At 37.1% G+C, this 16,812-nt stretch carries 20 protein-coding genes, 1 pseudogene and 1 riboswitch; of the genes and pseudogenes, 15 read left to right on the top strand and 6 right to left on the bottom strand.

What is annotated here, in order from left to right; genetic code table 11:
* Window positions 1-2: 2 nt before the first annotated feature.
* From nrdI to H9635_RS05755, 3 genes are all read right to left on the bottom strand, one after another.
* Complete coding sequence (gene nrdI, locus H9635_RS05765; protein ID WP_191699195.1) at window positions 3-365, bottom strand: class Ib ribonucleoside-diphosphate reductase assembly flavoprotein NrdI; 363 nt, start codon at window positions 363-365, stop codon at window positions 3-5.
* Complete coding sequence (locus H9635_RS05760; RefSeq protein WP_191699194.1) at window positions 362-586, bottom strand: glutaredoxin family protein; 225 nt, start codon at window positions 584-586, stop codon at window positions 362-364. Before H9635_RS05760 ends, nrdI begins: the two co-directional genes overlap by 4 nt.
* A 146-nt stretch (window positions 587-732) precedes the next feature.
* Window positions 733-918: riboswitch (cobalamin riboswitch) on the bottom strand.
* 173 nt (window positions 919-1,091) lie between these two features.
* Window positions 1,092-1,415, bottom strand: a complete 324-nt coding sequence (locus H9635_RS05755) for an ATPase (protein ID WP_191699193.1) — start codon at window positions 1,413-1,415, stop codon at window positions 1,092-1,094.
* Between the two features lie 215 nt (window positions 1,416-1,630).
* Between H9635_RS05755 and H9635_RS05750 the strand changes: the two genes are divergently transcribed.
* From H9635_RS05750 to H9635_RS05715, 8 genes and pseudogenes are all read left to right on the top strand, one after another.
* Window positions 1,631-1,942 (top strand): PadR family transcriptional regulator, encoded by a 312-nt coding sequence (locus H9635_RS05750; protein WP_191699192.1) that lies wholly within the window; start codon window positions 1,631-1,633, stop codon window positions 1,940-1,942.
* 1 nt (window position 1,943) lies between these two features.
* Window positions 1,944-2,486 (top strand): DUF2812 domain-containing protein, encoded by a 543-nt coding sequence (locus H9635_RS05745; protein ID WP_191699191.1) that lies wholly within the window; start codon window positions 1,944-1,946, stop codon window positions 2,484-2,486.
* A 4-nt stretch (window positions 2,487-2,490) separates the two neighbouring features.
* Window positions 2,491-2,724: a hypothetical protein gene (locus H9635_RS05740; protein ID WP_191699190.1), complete on the top strand. Its 234-nt coding sequence runs from the start codon at window positions 2,491-2,493 to the stop codon at window positions 2,722-2,724.
* 32 nt (window positions 2,725-2,756) lie between these two features.
* Entirely contained in the window at window positions 2,757-3,299 is a 543-nt protein-coding gene (locus H9635_RS05735) for a putative periplasmic lipoprotein (protein WP_191699189.1), read from the top strand.
* 244 nt (window positions 3,300-3,543) lie between these two features.
* Window positions 3,544-4,287, top strand: a pseudogene (locus tag H9635_RS05730) (alpha/beta hydrolase fold domain-containing protein); the annotation flags it as partial.
* Between the two features lie 58 nt (window positions 4,288-4,345).
* The gene (locus tag H9635_RS05725; RefSeq protein WP_191699187.1) at window positions 4,346-4,888 is read left to right on the top strand and encodes a histidine phosphatase family protein; all 543 of its coding nucleotides are present in this window, start codon (window positions 4,346-4,348) and stop codon (window positions 4,886-4,888) included.
* A gap of 106 nt (window positions 4,889-4,994) precedes the next feature.
* Window positions 4,995-5,720 carry a metallophosphoesterase family protein gene (locus H9635_RS05720; RefSeq protein WP_191699186.1) on the top strand — a complete coding sequence of 242 codons (726 nt, stop codon included), beginning with the start codon at window positions 4,995-4,997 and terminating at the stop codon, window positions 5,718-5,720.
* A 135-nt stretch (window positions 5,721-5,855) separates the two neighbouring features.
* The gene (locus H9635_RS05715; RefSeq protein WP_191699185.1) at window positions 5,856-6,761 is read left to right on the top strand and encodes a cation diffusion facilitator family transporter; all 906 of its coding nucleotides are present in this window, start codon (window positions 5,856-5,858) and stop codon (window positions 6,759-6,761) included.
* Between the two features lie 75 nt (window positions 6,762-6,836).
* Here the strand turns inward: H9635_RS05715 and H9635_RS05710 are convergent, their stop codons facing one another.
* The 3 genes from H9635_RS05710 to H9635_RS05700 all read right to left on the bottom strand — a co-directional run bounded on the left by H9635_RS05710 (window position 6,837) and on the right by H9635_RS05700 (window position 9,757).
* The gene (locus H9635_RS05710; RefSeq protein ID WP_191699184.1) at window positions 6,837-8,354 is read right to left on the bottom strand and encodes an AbgT family transporter; all 1,518 of its coding nucleotides are present in this window, start codon (window positions 8,352-8,354) and stop codon (window positions 6,837-6,839) included.
* 375 nt (window positions 8,355-8,729) lie between these two features.
* A complete protein-coding gene (locus tag H9635_RS05705) occupies window positions 8,730-9,263 on the bottom strand; it encodes a GNAT family N-acetyltransferase (protein WP_191699183.1) in 534 nt (177 codons plus the stop codon).
* Window positions 9,264-9,589: 326 nt separating this feature from the next.
* Window positions 9,590-9,757 carry an aspartyl-phosphate phosphatase Spo0E family protein gene (locus tag H9635_RS05700; RefSeq protein ID WP_191699182.1) on the bottom strand — a complete coding sequence of 56 codons (168 nt, stop codon included), beginning with the start codon at window positions 9,755-9,757 and terminating at the stop codon, window positions 9,590-9,592.
* 334 nt (window positions 9,758-10,091) lie between these two features.
* Between H9635_RS05700 and H9635_RS05695 the strand changes: the two genes are divergently transcribed.
* From H9635_RS05695 to H9635_RS05665, 7 genes are all read left to right on the top strand, one after another.
* Window positions 10,092-10,526 (top strand): BrxA/BrxB family bacilliredoxin, encoded by a 435-nt coding sequence (locus tag H9635_RS05695; protein ID WP_191699181.1) that lies wholly within the window; start codon window positions 10,092-10,094, stop codon window positions 10,524-10,526.
* The gene (locus H9635_RS05690; RefSeq protein ID WP_191699180.1) at window positions 10,514-11,299 is read left to right on the top strand and encodes a class I SAM-dependent methyltransferase; all 786 of its coding nucleotides are present in this window, start codon (window positions 10,514-10,516) and stop codon (window positions 11,297-11,299) included. Before H9635_RS05695 ends, H9635_RS05690 begins: the two co-directional genes overlap by 13 nt.
* 150 nt (window positions 11,300-11,449) lie before the next feature.
* Window positions 11,450-11,776, top strand: coding sequence for a metal-sensitive transcriptional regulator (locus H9635_RS05685; RefSeq protein ID WP_191699179.1), 327 nt, complete (start codon window positions 11,450-11,452; stop codon window positions 11,774-11,776).
* Window positions 11,777-11,789: 13 nt separating this feature from the next.
* Window positions 11,790-11,996 (top strand): copper chaperone CopZ, encoded by a 207-nt coding sequence (copZ, locus tag H9635_RS05680; protein WP_191699178.1) that lies wholly within the window; start codon window positions 11,790-11,792, stop codon window positions 11,994-11,996.
* An 84-nt stretch (window positions 11,997-12,080) separates the two neighbouring features.
* Window positions 12,081-14,474: a heavy metal translocating P-type ATPase gene (locus H9635_RS05675; RefSeq protein WP_191699177.1), complete on the top strand. Its 2,394-nt coding sequence runs from the start codon at window positions 12,081-12,083 to the stop codon at window positions 14,472-14,474.
* Between the two features lie 197 nt (window positions 14,475-14,671).
* Complete coding sequence (locus tag H9635_RS05670; protein WP_191699176.1) at window positions 14,672-15,670, top strand: NAD(P)/FAD-dependent oxidoreductase; 999 nt, start codon at window positions 14,672-14,674, stop codon at window positions 15,668-15,670.
* A 159-nt stretch (window positions 15,671-15,829) separates the two neighbouring features.
* Complete coding sequence (locus H9635_RS05665; protein ID WP_191699175.1) at window positions 15,830-16,636, top strand: aldo/keto reductase; 807 nt, start codon at window positions 15,830-15,832, stop codon at window positions 16,634-16,636.
* Window positions 16,637-16,812 lie beyond the last annotated feature (176 nt).

Here is a 16,812-nt window from a genome sequence, read left to right as displayed (position 1 = left end):
CATTAAACCTCTTTCCAAATGGAATAATAGTAATTTTTAATGGTTTCGTAATTAGATAGGGTCCCACGTAATTCTAGTTTCTCGATTAACGGAATGCCGTATTTTGTTGCTAAAAGATCACCTGCTCGGCCGAAAAAAGCATGACCGAAATTACGGTTCCCGCTTACGATAATTCCTTTGCATTGATTGTAGTTCGCAGTCATGAACTGGTCGACGATAGGGGGGACAGAGCCTAATCCATCCGTATATGTAAATAAAAGATACGGCGCATCGATTTTATCCACATCGGCTATATCCTTCGCAGGTAAGCCAAGTTTTTGCACGATGTATCGTACATTGCCAGTTCGTGAAGCATAAATGATCATGCAGTTATTTCAGAAATTCGGTTAATAATGGAAGTTGGCTCTGCAATAAATTCACCATTTACTTCAAATAAAGGTACGGAAAGAAAACCTGCATCGATTACTTTCTGCTTAGCTTTTTCATCCTGGTCAATGTTGATGACTTCGACTTCCAAATTGGCAGCATCAAGCTCAGATTTTACCCATAGGCATTTTGGACAAATAGTTTTCGTATAAAGTTTCATTAATAGAATCCCTCGCTATATTGATATTTACTGTGCTGTACGTTCTAAAGAAAATATAAAAAAGGCTATCCCGGGAAAAAAGGATAGCCTGAAATGGAAACGTAAATGGAAAAATTGCGCCTCCATTTCCTATTCCCCGAAGAAATGTACGTAGTTTTAACACGGCAGGTCTCCTGGCTTTGCATCATCCGTCAGACATACCTTCCCATGCACGTGGCACAGTGGCAATTTTAGTCTTCAGTCAGCATTTACAGTTGCGGGGACAGCGTTGGATTTGCACCAAACTTCCCTTTTAAACTACATTTAGTAGTACCGTGATAAAAAAACACAATATATGGTTGTTAATTGAGTATAAGCCGTTCCAAAGTAAAAGTAAAGGAAAGAAATATAAGTTGATCATCTATTGTACTTTTTTAAGAGAAAGTTGACAGAACTTATACCTATACAAATCAAAAAGGAACTAAAAAACACATTGCTCAATATTTCGAATGAACAATGTGCCATATTATTGCTTTAATTCTCTTTGCCACATGACGTAATTATAGGTTGCTTGTATAGCAAATAAAATGGTGATGAAAAATGTTATGAAAATAAACAACTTAGAAAATCCTAGCGTTAAATATATGACTCCGATTGAAATTATACATATTGGCATCGAATAGACAGTACGCCAAAATTTCCGGCGGTATGAAAGTGCATAATAAGCGAACTTAAAGCCTTTATCAACTTTCGGTTTTTTTCTGTAATAAAGGTAAAAGCCAAGCAAAGTAATAAAAGAGACGACAATAGGGATGACGAGACTCAATGCAATTAGGTTTTGAAAAGTCACTGTAGCCCTCCTTATTTTATGGTTCTATAAATCCATTATATCGGAGAGAGAAAGGCATTTCATTAATTAGGTATAGTTACCTAATTTTTACTTAATTTCTAAAGTGGTTTAGAAGATAAATTACCAATATATTCTATTTTATATCTTGACACTCGATATATATACATTTTAAAATATGTGTATCGATATATCGACAGTCATTATATGGAGGGCTTATGATTCCTTTATCAGAACCAACGTATTTAATTTTATTAGCATTAATAAAAGAACCGACGCACGGCTATGGCATTATTAAAACAATTTCAGAGGTAAGCGAAGGGCAGTATGAAATTGCACCTGGAACGCTTTATGGTGTGTTAAAGAATATTGAAAAACAAAAGTTAATTGAAGTCGTTGGTGTTGATTTAGACAACCGAAAGAAAAAGATTTATGCCATTACAGATGCAGGAAAAGAGGCGCTAATCGATGAACAACGACGTTATGAAAAGCTATTATCATTTACATACAAATTAAGTGGTGAGGGATAAGATGGCAATTACACGAACATTGAATAAAAGATTTAATTCATTTGAAGCTGAAGAACAATGGTTAAACGAGCTCGCCCAAAGCGGTTGGCGCCTTGTAGATTACGATAAAAAAGAAATCGGTGAAAACTATTATGTATTTCAAGTTGATTTAGATGCTGTAAATATGCGATACAAAATTGATTTCAGAAGTTTAAAAGATAAAGAAGAGTTTGATGATTATAAGGAGCTTTTCCATGAAGCTGGCTGGGAGCTAATTGCAAAAAATCATTATTATATGAAACATATTTTCATCTCAATTGAGGGAAAGGATATTTATTCAGATCAATTATCACTCATTGACCGTGAACGAAGACGTCGTAATATAATGTCTATTTATGTAATTGGATTTACTGCTGCAGTAATTGGCGCATATATTGCAACATTTTATTTTGATTACGATTGGTTAAATGCTCTTATTATTATGGGGATACCAGTAGTTATATGGTATAGCTATGGTTTATACAAATTTCATAAAAAAGTACGTCAATTACAACATGGGAGGTAATGAGATGAAACATTTGAAAACACTCGAAAATATATTCTTTGTCATGTCACTATTTGGAATTATCCCGTTAATTTTAGCTGCATTTGATATTTATCGCCAGCAAGTTCAAGATTATAAAATTGTGTTTTTATTCTCGTTATATATCGGAGTAATTGGTTCCTTTATTTTAAAAAAGTACAAAACAAAAAAATATGAGCAACTCATGAGAAAAGGTGTACCAGAATCTACGAATGAGTAAATATAGTAAGCATAGATAGAAAGGAGCTTGTTATGAAAAAGATACTACCATTCCTATTCACCATGTTCGTCTTAACTGGGTGTAGTGAGCAAAATGAAATGGAGGGCCAAGGAGTCATCGATACAGAAGCACCACTAGTTGAACGAGTGGAGGCGGAAATGAAAAAGAACACAAACAAGCTTGAAAATATTTTCCAAGGTCAGTTTGATGATCGTGAAATCGCTTTTGCTACATATTATGAGAATTTAGGAGAGGATGTTTATCCACAAACGGATTATACATTATCAGAGGAAAAACAAGAAGAGTTGTTGAATTATATAAAATCGATTGAAGTGAAGCTTTATAAAGAAGATTTTTATCAAAAAGATGAAGATTATGATTTTTGGATTATTCGTCCCCAATATTATTATTTAGACGGTCCTACGGTCGCAGTAGATTTGGATCATAAAATATTAAGTGTAAGTGGGGAGGGTCTTATGCCAAACGCTTATAAAGTGGTCAATCAGGAGGATGAAGTATTTGAAAAGTTGGTCGAGCTATTTCATAGTTCCGAAAGACAGGAGCGGAATTATTAAAGTAAGCTGGAGCGTTGATCGGTGGTAAGTTGCGATTATAATCTACAAATTCTTTACATACGCTATATGGCACAATTTACTGAGTAAATGGAGGTCTGTGGATGCGAAGTTGGCAAAGTGTGTTGTTTGAAAGGTTTTTATTGATTAGGGGAACGAAAAAGAAATTTTTGGATGCACGGCTAATGGAAAATTTTATTGCAAGCAAATACAATGAACGGCCTATGTATTAGATGAGAAATTTCAGCAAAAGCACTCGATCAGAAAAAATGAGATAGCCGGGATGCTCTATTACACAATTAATGACCAGCCTTCTCCGAAAAAAGTAATTTATTATTTTCACGGGGGAGCTTATATTAATGACCCGCTCATTTTCCATTGGCGCTATTTAGTTAAGCTCGCTGAAGCAACGAATTTTACAATTGTCGTACCGATTTATCCGAAACTTCCCCGGAATACAGTTAAGGAAGCATTTGATGCAATTCATAGCTTGTATGATCAATTAGTAAAAGATTATAACGTACCGTTTATATTTATGGGGGATTCTGCTGGTGGCGGGTTAGCGTTAGCATTCGCGCAAGATGTAAAGCACTTGTCGAAAAAGCAGCCGCAGCATATTGTACTTCATTCGGCATGGCTGGATGTGAGAGGAGAGGATCCTCAGTATAAAGCGCTGGAAAAACTAGATCCGATGCTTGGCGTATTAGGGGCACAGGAACTCGGTCGTATGTGGGCAAACGGACTGGATTTAACACATTATAAAGTAAGCCCTTTACATGGAGAGATAAAGGATATTGGTCAAATAACGGTTTTTGTTGGAACGGGCGAGCTTTTACTTGTCGATGCAAGAATGCTGCGAAGTAAAGCAAAAGAACAAAATGTAGCCATCCATTATTACGAATACCCGAATATGAATCATGTATTTCCGGTATTTCCAATTCCCGAAGCGAAGAAAGCTTTCAATACATTAGTGCAAATTATCAATAATTAACTGTTAACGCGTCAACTTTTTGATGCGTTTTTTTATAATATAAGGGGGATGTCATTTCATGAAACTATATATCATTCGACATTGTGAAGCAGAGGGGCAAGCTCCAGAAGCAATGCTGACGGCAGTGGGAATGGAAGTACGAAAGCGTCTTGAGAGTTATCAAATAGAGCAAGTCATTTCCAGTCCATATAAAAGAGCCCTACAGACAATAGAAACCTTCGTCCAGGACAACGGTATTCCCTTTAAAGTAGATGAACGATTAAAGGAAAGGGTATTGAGTAGTGAAAATCTTACCGATTGGCTTGAAAAATTACAGCAAACCTATATCGATCAAGATTTAAAATTTGATGGCGGTGAATCGAGTAATGAGGCCGTTAATCGAATGATTGAATTAGTAAATGAATTGCGACAAGGTAATAATTCGTCTGTGGCAATTGTTACGCACGGGAATATTATGTCATTATTAATCAATCACTATAATAGTGATTTTGGATTTCATGAATGGAAACAACTATCCAATCCGGATGTATATGAAATTGATTTTAATAGTAAAGACATTAAGGCAAATCGGATATGGGGAAATGAAATTGAATTTATTTAAGCAATCATAGTTTAAATAAAAATATGGGGGAAATATATATATAAGGGAAATGTAAGAAATTTCTACATAAACTAAAAAATGAAACAGGTTGAAAAGTGGGTGACTTATGAAAAACATATTTGTTGTAAGCGATATTCACGGCCATTATGATCAATTTGTTCAAGTACTTTCATTTTGGGACAAAAAAGATACATTAGTGATTTTAGGAGATTTAATCGACCGTGGACCACAGTCTTTACAGGTTATACAAAAAGTGCTGGCATTAAAAGACGAATTCGGTGATCAAGTAATCGTTTGCCTAGGCAATCATGAAGACATGTTTATCGATTATTTAAACTTTCCGGATATAAAACAAGACCGATTTTTTAAAAACGGGGGTCTGGACACAATCCGAAATTTTCAAGCTCAACTTCCGAATGATTTCATGACAGTAAATCCAGTCATGCAAGTTGAAATGATTAAGGAAAAGTATGCGAGAGAAATTTCGATGATCACAACAAGCAAAATTTTTGTGATTATTGGAAATGTTTTGTTTACACATGCCGGATTTGATTCAAATTTTGAAACAATTGATAATACAAGTGCCGAAGACTTTCTTTGGATTCGTAAGCATTATTTGACTCAAAACCGCACACCCTATATCAATGTGTTTGGTCATACACCTGTGCACTTAATTCATGATTCAAGTGATGTATGGGTAAGTGAAGATGCCAAATATATAGGTATTGACGGTGGCTGCTACATGACCGGTCAACTCAATGCATTACATATATCAGAAGCCGGAGAGATTTTAAATATTTATAAATCTGTAATAGATCCACCTAATAATTAAAAATAAATTAGTCAGCTCAATATATTTTTGATATAATGTTCTAAACTGCATTTTTGGAGGTTACTTCCTTTTCTGATTTTTAGAAAAGGGGTAACCTCTTTCGTGTTTAAAGAAGTTTTTCAAGGAGGAAACATTTTGGAGCAATATACAAATTTACGGGCTGGTGAAAAAGGGGCTTACTTATCCATTGTTGCCTACATATTTTTAAGTGTACTGAAGCTTACTGTAGGATTTATAGGAGGTTCAGAAGCATTAAAAGCAGACGGTTTAAATAATACGACTGATATCATTGCATCGATTGCAGTATTAATCGGTCTGCGAATTTCACAGCGCCCGGCAGATGATGATCACCGTTATGGACATTTCCGTGCAGAAACAATCGCTTCACTTGTTGCCTCATTTATTATGATTTATGTCGGCATTGAAGTTCTTTTATCGGCAGGAGAGAAAATAGTTAATCCTATTAATCAAGAACCATCTGCCATCACGATTATTGTCGCGATTTTTAGCGCGGTGGTAATGTTTGCAGTGTATAAATATAATTTAAAATTAGCTACAAAAATTAATAGCTCAGCCGTAAAAGCTGCAGCCTACGATAATCGTTCGGATGCTTTAGTCAGTATAGGGACAGCGATAGGGATTAGTGCAGCAATTCTAGGGTTTCCAGTAGTCGATACTATTACAGCTTTTATTATTGGATTGATTATTATTAAAACGGCAATAGAAATTTTTAAAGAAGCGGTCTTCTCTTTAACGGATGGATTTGACACGGAATTAATCTCATCGATAGAGGAACGTGTAGCACAAATTCCTCGTGTACGCGAAGTGGTCGATGTACGTGGCAGACAACACGGGAGTTTAATTTTGGTCGATGTTACGGTACGTGTGAATCCAAATCTAAATGTTAGGGACTCACATGCTATCACCGAACAAATTGAATCAGCAGTGGAACAATTGAGTAAATATACGACAACTCTTGTTCATATTGAACCATACGACCCGAAAGAACTTGTTATTTGCGAGGATGATTTTCATTTCTAAGAATTTTTCACGGGAAATTGAAGAAAGCAGTTCAAATTTTACGAAACGTAAATTTTGAACTGCTTTTTAGTAGCATTAATTATTTATGTGTATGCTTTCACCAGGACCCATTGGTAATCCTAATAATAACCAAAGGCTGAATAATATCACCCACATAATTGCGAAGAAAATAGAATAAGGAATTAATGCTGAAATTAATGTCCCCATCTTAATGTTTTTATCATACTTCCGTGCGAAGGCAAGTAGCATCGCAAAGTAGGCAAGCAGCGGTGTGATTGGGTTTGTAATAGAATCACCTACGCGGTAAGCCATTTGTGTAACAGCCGGCGAGTAATTTAAATACATAAACATCGGTACAAAGATTGGTGCGAGCAGTACCCATTTCGCTGAAGCGGATGACATTAATAAGTTGACTAATGCCGCAATGAAAATGAATCCGATGAACATTGGGACACCACTAATATTGAATGTTTGAAGTGTTTCAGCACCTTTAATAGCTAGGATTGTGCCGATATTACTCCAGCTGAAGAATGCAATCATTTGTGCCGCAACAAATGATAATACGATAAATGATGCAAGGTCTGCCATTGATTTAAACATCATTCCCGCAACATCGCGGTCAGATTTGATTGTGCCGACAACTATACCGTAGACAATCCCTGGAATTAAGAATAGGAATAGCATTAACGGAACGATGCCTGACATGAATGGTGAATCTAAAAACGAACCGTTCTCACCACGTAGAATACCGTTTTCTGGAAAGATTGTTACTAAAAGCACTCCAATATAAATTAGGGCAGAAATAATGGCCCAAATAAGCCCTTTAATTTCTTGAGGAGTTACTTTTTCTAATACTTCCATTTTACCTTCATATTTACCGAAGCGAGGCTCGACTATTTTTACTGTTACCCATGATGCAACGATAATTAATAATACAGTCGATACAGCCATAAAGTAGTAGTTCATAGTGGCAAGCCCTTTATATTCTGGGTCCACTAATAGTGCAGCTTCCTCCGTAATACCAACAAGTAATACATCCAGTGACGTAATAATAATATTTGCACTAAATCCACCAGCAATGGCTGCATACGCCGCAACCATACCAACTAATGGATGACGACCAACGCTCATGAAAATCATTGCCGCAATAGGTGGTAGAATGATGTATGCTGCATCTGTTGCGACACTACCAAGAATTGCTGTGAAGATTAAAACAGGTACAATCATGTTTTTTGGAGCTGACAATACTGTTTTCTTCATCATCGCAGTTATTAGTCCGCTATGCTCTGCTACACCAATACCAATCATTGCTACAATTACGATTCCAAGTGGTGCGAAGCCGGTGAAATTTGACACCATATTCGTAACAATTTGTTGTAAGCCTTCTTTAGAAAGTAAATTTACAACTTCCAACGTTTCACCGGAAGTAGGGTTTTCTGCAGTTAGTCCGATTTTATTTAGTAACCATGATGCAAGCAAAACAATCCCTGCTAAAATTGCAAAAATAGAAATCGGATCAGGCAACTTATTACCCGCAATTTCGATTCCATTTAAAAACCGATCGATTAAGGATTTTTTTTGTTTTTTCTCCATCGTCTCTCCTCCAATTTTAAAATAACTTTTTAAGTATAGTAAGAAATTACTTGAAAACCGTTTTTATAAAAAATTCAGAATTATCTCTTGAAAGTGAAAATTCTATTAGATTCGGTTGTTTTTTTCTTAGAAGAAAATTACATGTCTATAAATCTTTTTTATTCCCGAAAATTTGTAGATTAGACAATAAAATTGTCGTTTACATTAACTGGTTATGGAAATATATAGATGTGTCTAAAATGTGACAGATGGAAATTTGTATGTATGTTTAAGGGGAGCAATTGTATGAGTAGGGTGTACATCGAGAGGGAGTAATGCAAATTACAGCAAAAAAAAACCTAAAGCAGTTTATTAACATCCCGCTTTAGGCATTGCTTATTTTATAAAAATATGGGCATCGCAGTAGCAAAGTCCTTTACAGCTTGGACATTCGACTTTGTATGGCTCAAAATAGCGTGGCATATATATGACCGATTCAAAGCCTTGTTCTACAAATTGCCGCTCAGCTGCCCAGCGCTTTGTATCAGACTGGACCCAGCCAACCGTTATAATCGTTTGTGCTATTGGTTCAACTGTATTGAGGTAAGCGAGCAAAAGTCCTTTCCCAATTCCTTTTTTCCGTTCGTTTGGATGAACGACAAAGTGGCTTGTATAAAAGGTAATGCCCGATGCCACACGATCTTTTAAAAACTGAAGTTTATCCTGGAAATAAGGGAAGTCTTTATCGAAATCAGTAATTTCATATCCGGCAATATAGCCAATCACCTCATCAAGCTCATTAATCGCTAAAAAGCGTATGCCACCAGCCAATTCAATTGTATTAGCCGTTTCTATTTCAAATGGTAAATAATTATTTAATAATGCTGCAATTTGTGCTGCATACTTTATTTCATACGGTACTATATTCATGGTGTTCCTACCTTATATATTGTTTTTATTATTTTAACATATTAATGGCATGCTGTAAGGAATGCTTATAGTTTGTGTATTTTTCTCTACTAATTATTCGCTTTCGTAACACAAAGAAGGACAGCCTCTCCCTATAGTTTAAGCCGCCTACTGCTTAGACTTATATGAAAGAAGTGTCCTTATTTTAAAGCTTATACACATGTATTGCTAGTTCGCTTTCCCAGGTTTTTCCCGCGGGAATAATTAAATGAAATTGAAATCCTCGCACACTTACGATTGTGGTGAAGGTAATGGTCTCATCTTATTTCTTTATTAAAAATAAAAAACTAAGCAGCTACATCAGAATACTTATTAAGTAATTCATCTAATTCCTGACTGCAATTGACTACCTGTGGATGTGTGTAACCTAAATCTTTTGCTTTTCTATACATATATTTTCTTTTTAATTCAATCCTTAGTTTTAACAATTTTTTTAACAAGTAAATCTTCAACATAAACTCTCCAATCGATATTATTAGTAATCTGCGAATTGTGGCTGAAATAAGATTATGACATTTATATGGTATCTTATTAAAATTTTTCCAGGTGTCGAATTGTGTTTGAGGAGGTACATTTCATAATTTTGTAACAAATAATGGAGATTCATTCGACAAACAATCGGTCAAACTTGACTTGTAATAGAATTTATCATATCTAGGTAAATTAATTTAGAACGGAAAATGATTTAGAAATCCGAATATCCACACAATCCAATCTTTGTACATCTCGGAAAATCATTGATATAATGGGCATTGTGAATAGATAAGAAACAGAAAGAGGTTATGAAAAATGACAAATGCTTATGATGAATACATGCGTCAAGTAACACAGCCAATGCGTACAGAGCTTGAAAATTCGGGCTTCACACAATTAACAACGGCGGATAGTGTACATGAATTCATGGCAGAAACGAAGGGGACAGCTCTTGTTGTCATTAACTCAGTATGTGGTTGTGCGGCAGGCTTAGCACGTCCGGCTGCTCGTGAAGCAGTGGCGGAGGTAAAACCGGATCAATTAGTAACGGTTTTTGCTGGTCAAGACCCTGAAGCAACAGCAGCAATGCGCGGCTATTTTGATGAAGTGCCACCAAGTTCGCCTTCTATGGCAATTTTAAAAGGCGGTCAATTAGCATATTTCATTCCACGTGAACAAATCGAAGGCTTCCCAATGGAGCAAATTCGTGATCATTTAGTAGATGTGTTAAAGCAAGTATGTGCCGATTAACGATCGTCACGACTGCAGGTAGACCAGACGAGCAATCGCTAAAATTAGCTGAATTGGCAAGTCAGGAACTAAATGCAGAGATTATTTCACGACAAAAACGTTCTGTACGTAAACTTGCTGAAATTTACAATGCAAACATAATCGTTGCAGGTAAAAATCGTTTTGAATACTATGCGAAAGGTGCCGAGGCGCCTTTCTTTTTTCATCCGAATTCCGCTGCCTTTCGATTAAAACGTGTCGCTCGTGGTGAAGAAGAGCCATTACTTACAGCGTCTGCTATACAAAAAGGCGATACGTTTTTAGATTGTACGCTCGGGATCGGATCGGACAGCTTATTAGCAGCCTTTGCAGTAGGTGAAACAGGTAAAGTGACGGGTTTGGAAGCAGATAAAAATGTAGCGTTTATTGTGAAAACAGGAATGCAAACATACGATACGACTGAACTTCCGTTAACTGGCTGTATGCGAAATATTGAAGTCATACATTCTACTGCGCTAGAATTTTTAAAGAAGCAGGAAGATGCCAGCTTTGATATTGTATACATGGATCCAATGTTCGAGGAAGTCATCGAGGAATCGACAAATTTCGAAGCATTACGCTTTGCAGGTGACCATATACCGTTAACGGACGAATGGGTGAAAGAAGCAAAGCGGGTTGCTAAAAGGCGAGTTGTACTAAAAGCACATTATAAATCGGATTGGTTTGAACAGTATCAGTTTCAGCGCGATGGCCGTTTAACTGCAAAATTCCATTATGGTATATATATAAAATAATCGCGTTGAAGTTCTTTTATAAGAGCTTCAGCGCTTATTTTGACTTAATGCATATGTAGGAGGAAAATGCACATAAATAAGAGCGTCTTCACACTTTACATACCCCTTATAGGTATGATAATGTAAAAATAAGTAAGGGGGATTGATTGCATGATTCATGAAAACAATGAAATATTGGACACTCATGAAGTGAGCTGTCGTAAAAGTCATCATCCTGAACCAATCAAAAAAGATTTGACGACAAGGTTAAATCGTATAGAAGGGCAAATTCGTGGGATTAAAGGTATGATTGAGAAAGATATTTACTGTGATGATGTCATTACACAATTATCGGCCACTCAATCTGCTTTAAATAGTGTCGCAAAGATTTTGCTGGAAGGTCATCTAAAAGGCTGTGTAGTCGATCGTTTAAATGAAGGCGATACGGAAGTATTAGACGAGCTAGTCGTTACAATTCAAAAAATGATGAAAAAATAAGGAGTGTTCGAGAATGGAAAACGTAATTTTAAATGTAAATGGTATGACATGCGGGCATTGTGTAAAAGCTGTTGAAACAAGTGTTGGCGCATTAGCTGGTGTACAGGAAGTAAAAGTTGACCTGGCTGAAAAAAAGGTAGCAGTTGCATATAACGAAGATACTGTTACTGTGGAGCAAATTAAAGAAACGATTGATGAACAAGGATACGATGTAGTTTAAATGGTAAGGTTCTCTATATTAATAGTAGAGAACCTCTCTTTTTAAAAGTTTTATACCCCCAATAGGTATAAGTGAGGTGGAAGTATGACAAAGGAACTGACAGTACAAGTGACGGGCATGACATGTGCAGCTTGTGCAACGCGCATTGAAAAAGGCTTAAACCGGATGGATGGTGTCGAATCTGCCAATGTCAATCTAGCTATTGAAAAAGCGGCAGTCCAGTATGATGAAACGGTGTTAAAGCCACTTGAAATCGAGAAAAAAATACAGGCTCTTGGTTATGATGTTGTAAAGGAAAAAGTCGATTTTACAATAGAGGGGATGACATGCGCTTCGTGTTCGGCAAGGATTGAAAAAGTTCTTGGAAAGCTTGACGGTATTTCAAATGCAAATGTGAATCTGGCATTGGAAAAAGCGACAGTAGAGTTTAACCCTTCCGAAGTTTCCGTTGCAGATATTATCGCACGCATTGAAAAAATTGGTTTCGGTGCACAGCCAGTCGTTGAAGGAAACCCTGTCGATCATCGGGAGAAGGCAATCCAGCATCAAACTATTAAATTCATAGCAGCAGCCATACTGTCATTACCACTTTTATGGACGATGGTTGCTCACTTTTCATTTACAAGCTTTTTATATGTTCCGGATCTTTTAATGAATCCGTGGATACAGCTTAGTTTAGCTACACCGGTCCAATTTATAATCGGCTGGCAATTTTACGAGGGTGCCTATAAATCGCTGCGAAATGGTTCGGCCAATATGGATGTACTTGTTGCCATGGGGACGAGTGCAGCGTATTTTTATAGTATTTATCAAATGCTGGCACACCCAAGTGGGCATATGCCGCATTTATATTTTGAAACGAGTGCTGTACTAATTACATTGATTTTATTAGGTAAATTATTTGAAGCTCGTGCAAAGGGGAAGTCTTCACAAGCTATTAAACAATTAATGGGCATGCAGGCAAAATCGGCTCTTGTGATTCGCGATGGAGTTGAACAATTAGTTCCACTAGAAGAAGTACGAATAGGCGATCACATCAGAGTCAAGCCTGGTGAAAAAATCCCTGTCGACGGGGAAGTAATATCCGGGATCTCGGCTGTTGATGAATCTATGCTGACAGGCGAAAGCTTACCGATTGAAAAAAGTGAGGGGCATTTTGTATATGGTGCAACCCTTAATAAAAATGGTTCAATTGAGATGAAAGCGTTAAAGGTAGGTCATGAAACAGCCCTTGCGCAAATCATTAAAATCGTCGAATCAGCACAAGGCTCCAAAGCACCGATTCAACGACTAGCAGATAAAATATCAAGTATTTTTGTGCCGGTAGTTATTGGAATTGCTGTATTAACGTTTATAGCATGGTGGTTAATCGGCGGAGAATTTATCCAGGCATTCGAAGCGACGATTGCCGTACTCGTTATCGCTTGTCCATGTGCACTAGGATTGGCAACACCGACTTCAATCATGGCCGGCTCAGGGCGTGCAGCACAATTCGGCATCTTGTTCAAAGGTGGCGAACATCTGGAACAAACCGGTTTTGTCGATACTGTTGTCGTGGATAAAACAGGAACGGTTACAAACGGTAAGCCTGTTTTAACGGATGTGGTTATGTTTAATGGCTTTAATGAAAATGATGTGCTAAGCATTGTTGCAGCAGCAGAAAAACAATCAGAGCATCCTCTAGCAGAAGCAATAGTAGAGGGAGTATTACAGCGCGGTATTGAGTTGCCGACAGTTTCAAGCTTTCAGGCGCTTCCGGGTCTCGGTATTGAAGCACAAGTGAATGACCGTGAAGTAGTTGTTGGGACGAGAAAACTATTACGTGAACGACAAATTGATATAAATGATCAAATTGAAACGCAGATGGTTTCGTTTGAACAGCATGGAAAAACAGCTATGCTAGTGGCTATAAATCATCAATTAGCAGCGATTGTTGCCGTTGCGGATACTGTAAAGGAAACATCTGCAGAAGCGGTAAACCGTTTACATGCGCTAGGTCTGAAAGTCATTATGCTTACGGGTGATAATGAACGTACGGCTCAAGCGATTGCAGCTGAAGTGGGTATTGATGAAGTCATCGCAGAAGTACTTCCAGAGCAAAAGGCACTGCAGATCGAAAATTTACAGCAGCAAGGTCGTAAAGTAGCGATGGTCGGTGACGGAATTAACGATGCCCCAGCTCTTGCGGTCGCACATATTGGTATGGCGATTGGCACAGGAACAGACGTTGCAATGGAAGCGGCAGATATTACATTGATCCGCGGGGATTTAAACAGCATTGCGGATGCTATATTAATGAGCCGTAAAACGATGACAAATATTAAGCAAAATCTGTTTTGGGCATTTGCCTATAATGTGATCGGAATACCGATTGCCGCACTCGGTTTCCTCGCTCCATGGGTAGCAGGCGCAGCGATGGCATTCAGTTCTGTATCCGTTGTGTTGAACGCATTGAGACTGCAACGTGTGAAATTGTAAAAATACCCACTTCCTGAATAAAGAAGGCTAATGATTCATAAATAAGAATATATCAATTATGAAAAGCAGTATAGGTTTTGAAAATGATTGTAGTGGAATCTTACTATCGAAGTGTTAAATGGATGTAACAAATTATCACTCAAATTTCTCACTCCATCTTTTTAAAAAATAGACCAATAATGATAGGAGCCATCAATATGAAGGAAGATTTAAAGGTATATGACGTCACGATTATCGGTGGAGGCCCTGCAGGTATGTTTACGGCATTCTACGGAGGCATGCGCCAGCTTGAAGTTAAATTAATTGAAAGTCTTTCACAATTAGGTGGGCAGCTTGCCGCTCTTTATCCAGATAAATATATTTATGATATCGCAGGATTTCCGAAGGTGCGAGCGCAGGAACTTGTTAATAATCTAAAAGAGCAAATGTCAGCTTTTGACCAAGCGATCGTAACGGGACAAAGTGTTGAAGCAATTACAAAGTTGAAGGATGGCACATTTAAGCTGACAACTAACGATGAAATCCATTATTCAAAAACAATCATTATTACAGCAGGTCTTGGTGCATTCCAGCCAAGACAGTTGGAAGTTGAAGGTGCGGAATATTATGAGGGTAAAAACCTTCATTATTTCATCAGCGATATAAATGAATTTAAAGGAAAAAATGTAGTCATCTTCGGCGGCGGAGACTCAGCTATCGACTGGTCGCTTATGCTTGAGCCAATTGCTAAGAAAGTTACGATTGTTCATAGAAGAGATCAATTCAGAGCGCATGAACACAGTGTTGAAAATCTATTCAAGTCAAGTGTAGACATAAAAACGCCCTATATGCCTGATGCGTTGTTTGGTGATGAAAAGGCCATTAAACAAGTTGTCATCCGGAATGCAGAAGGTCAAAAAGAAACACTTGACGTTGATGACATTATCGTAAACTATGGATTTAAATCCTCATTAGGTCCAATCAAAGAATGGGGTTTGGAAATCGAGAAAAATTCCATTATCGTCAACTCTAAAATGGAGACAAATATAGAAGGCATCTATGCTGTTGGTGACGTATCAACATACGATGGAAAAGTAAAATTGATTGCAACTGGATTTGGTGAAGCGCCGGTTGCAATTAATGCGGCACGATTGTTTATTGATCCAACAGCAAAAAAACATGTACCGCACAGCACGGACCTTTTTAGTAAAAAATAGTATAGACAGGGGAGAAGAGACACAATTTTGATTTGTGTCTCTTTTTTTATTCATCAGGAAAAGAGGAGACCTTTACCTATTACTTTCTGAAAATTCCATTTTTCGTTATGATATATGAAGCAGGAAAAATAATCAGATATTCAAGGGAGTGCTTAAACTATGGAATACATCACACTTAATAATGGAGTAAAAATGCCGATTGTTGGTACCGGTACAAATACGTATGGAAAAGAAAATAACGAATTTAAAGGAGCATTAAAAAATGAAATTCCTGAACTCGTATCAGCACTTGAGTTGGGATATCGATCAATAGACGGTGCTATTATGTATAACAACGAAGAGCTTGTCGGAAGAGTTTTAGCAGAAAGTAATGTGCCTCGAGAAGAGTTATTTATTACGACAAAAGTTCCGGCGAATGAAGAATATATTTCTTCAAAGGAAGCGACTAGAGCAGCTATCGATTCTAGTTTAAAAAATTTCCAAACAGATTATCTGGACTTGCTTCTAATTCATTTCCCTATTGAAGACAAGGAACAGTTAAAAAATACTTGGAAAGTCTTTGAAGAATATTACGAGGCAGGTAAACTAAAAGCAATCGGCGTTTCGAACTTTGGAAAAAGCCAGCTAGATGAATTGAAAGAATTCGCGAAGGTGAAGCCAGCAGTTAACCAAATACAAATTAATTTGAAAGAGAAGAACAATGAACTTCTTGCCTTATTAGAAGAAGAGGGCATTACACCTGTTGCATGGGGACCGATGAAAACGGAAGCTCATCAAAATGAGGTGTTGGATGAAATCGGTAAAGCGTATGGAAAAACTGGCGCACAAGTATTACTGAAATATCAAATTGCGCGTGGTGTAATCGTTATTCCAAAATCACACAACCGTGAAAACCAAGCAGCGAATCTAGATCTTTTCGATTTCGAATTAACTGCAGCAGATGTAGAGAAAATTGAAAGCCTATAAATGTGAAGAAGCGTCTCCTAGTTTGGAGACGCTTGTTTTATCTAGTTTAGTAGAAGGTTTTCGCTTTCTAATAACTGGGTTGAATTTTCTAATATCGTTGAAAATGTGCTAATAAAATTTCGATTTGCTAATAAATCCGTCTAATGTGCTAATAAGCTGTTGAAATGTGCAAATAT

It is taken from the genome of Solibacillus faecavium (assembly GCF_014836905.1).
In the GTDB taxonomy this organism is placed as follows: domain Bacteria; phylum Bacillota; class Bacilli; order Bacillales_A; family Planococcaceae; genus Solibacillus; species Solibacillus faecavium.
The sequence above is the reverse complement of the archived record's forward strand: the minus strand, read 5'-3'. Positions and strand labels throughout refer to the sequence as shown.